Source organism: Pseudomonas sp. Sample_24 (genome assembly GCF_004307605.1).
Lineage (GTDB): Bacteria > Pseudomonadota > Gammaproteobacteria > Pseudomonadales > Pseudomonadaceae > Aquipseudomonas.
In genome coordinates this window covers 1-1,688 of sequence record NZ_RCNW01000383.1, presented here as the reverse complement: position 1 = coordinate 1,688, position 1,688 = coordinate 1, and the positions used below count along the sequence as shown (strand labels likewise).

The following is a 1,688-nucleotide window of genomic DNA, read 5'->3' as shown; positions in this document are numbered from 1 at the left end:
CACTACCAGGAGCAGGACCAAGCGATAGATGTACATCCCGGCCTCTCTTTTTTATCCGCGTGCCCGAAAACGTGCGGCGATGGTAACGGATGGGCGTGCCACTGCAAGCATGATCACTGTAGTTGTGCCTCGGGAAGGCTCAGTGTGCGCGGGATCAGCGAGGCGTCCCAGTGGGCGATGCCCCAGTCGAGCACTTCCCGTGGTGTGCCATGAACCAGTTCGGCGCCGGGGTTTTGCCCCAGTGCGCGCAAGGCTCGCAGCAACAAAGGTGTGGCCTGGTCTTCCGTCAGCGGTGGCGAACGGTAGGACTTGCCCAGTTTGTTGCCGTCGGGCTGGGTAATCAGCGGGATGTGCAAGTACCGCGGTTGGCGCAAGCCAAGCAGTTCCTGCAAGTAAAGCTGGCGCGGCGTGGAGTCGAGCAGGTCGGCGCCACGCACGATGTCGGTAATGCCTTGCCAGGCATCGTCCAGCACCACCGCCAATTGATAAGCGTAGAGTCCGTCGCGGCGGCGAATGACGAAGTCACCGACGTCCCGCCCCAGGTGTTGGTGAAACTCGCCTTGCACGCGGTCGATGAAGTGGTAATCCAGTTCAGGAACGCGTATTCGGATTGCGGCGTCTTCAGTGCCATGCCCGGCGTTGCGGCACAAACCCGGGTAAATGCCGTGATACGGCTCCAATTGTTTGCGCGAGCACGTACAGGCGTAGGCCAGGCCGTGGTTGAGCAGGCGATTGAGCACTTCAGCGTAGGCGTCGTGACGCTCGCTCTGGCGAACCAGTTCGCCATCCCACTCGAAACCGTAACTTTCCAGCGCCCTGAGTATGGCGGCCTGGGCACCGGGCTCTTCTCGGGGCGGGTCCAGGTCTTCCATGCGCATCAGCCAAAGGCCACCCACCGCACGCGCATCCAGGTAAGAAGCCAGTGCCGCGACCAGCGAACCAAAATGCAAATGGCCGCTTGGCGTGGGGGCGAAGCGCCCGATGTAGGTGGGGGAGGTGATGGTGGTCATAAAGCGATGTCGGGCTGTCCAATCGTTTTGAGCATGGCTCGAGCGGCCTTCGCGAGCAAGCTTCGCTCCTACAGGAGATATCGCCAGTCTCTGTAGGAGCGAAGCTTGCTCGCGAAGGCGATTCCGAAGGCGTAACAGGTATCGGCAAATATCGGAAACAAAAACGGAGCGTTCGCACGCTCCGTTTTTCATTCAAGTCGCCATTATTTGCCGACTTGCTTTTCCTTGATTTCCGCGAGGGTCTTGCAGTCAACGCACATGTCGGCCGTAGGGCGGGCTTCCAGGCGCTTGACGCCGATTTCAACGCCGCACGACTCGCACCAGCCATACTCTTCGTCTTCGATCAGTTGCAGCGTCTTGTCGATCTTTTTGATCAACTTGCGCTCACGATCGCGGGCCCGCAGTTCGAGGGCGAACTCTTCTTCCTGGCTGGCACGGTCTGCCGGGTCCGGGAAGTTGGCTGCTTCGTCCTTCATGTGATCAACCGTACGGTCGACTTCCTGCATCAAGTCCTGTTTCCACTTGTTCAGGACCTTGGTGAAATGAGCGCGCATGGGCTTGCCCATGTACTCCTCGCCCGGAACTTCTTTATAGGGTTCGAAGCCGCTGATCGACGGGACTGCCTGTTGCTTTGCTTGGGTGGACATGAAATAGACCGCCTCTACTCTTGTAATCCAT

The 1,688-nt window shown here is 59.2% G+C and carries 2 protein-coding genes; both read right to left on the bottom strand.

Translation table 11 applies throughout. The annotated features are described in order from the left end of the window. Positions 1–113: 113 nt before the first annotated feature. Entirely contained in the window at positions 114–1,010 is an 897-nt protein-coding gene (gene gluQRS / locus D8V06_RS21515; RefSeq protein WP_130931742.1) for a tRNA glutamyl-Q(34) synthetase GluQRS, read from the bottom strand. Between the two features lie 203 nt (positions 1,011–1,213). Further along, positions 1,214–1,657 carry an RNA polymerase-binding protein DksA gene (gene dksA, locus D8V06_RS21510; protein WP_056855619.1) on the bottom strand — a complete coding sequence of 148 codons (444 nt, stop codon included), beginning with the start codon at positions 1,655–1,657 and terminating at the stop codon, positions 1,214–1,216. Between the last annotated feature and the right edge of the window lie 31 nt (positions 1,658–1,688).

Bases quoted from the DNA above. Each gene is read 5' to 3' on its own strand.
- dksA (WP_056855619.1), bottom strand. From the start codon at position 1,657: ATGTCCACCCAAGCAAAGCAACAGGCAGTCCCGTCGATCAGCGGCTTC.
- gluQRS (WP_130931742.1), bottom strand. From the start codon at position 1,010: ATGACCACCATCACCTCCCCCACCTACATCGGGCGCTTCGCCCCCACG.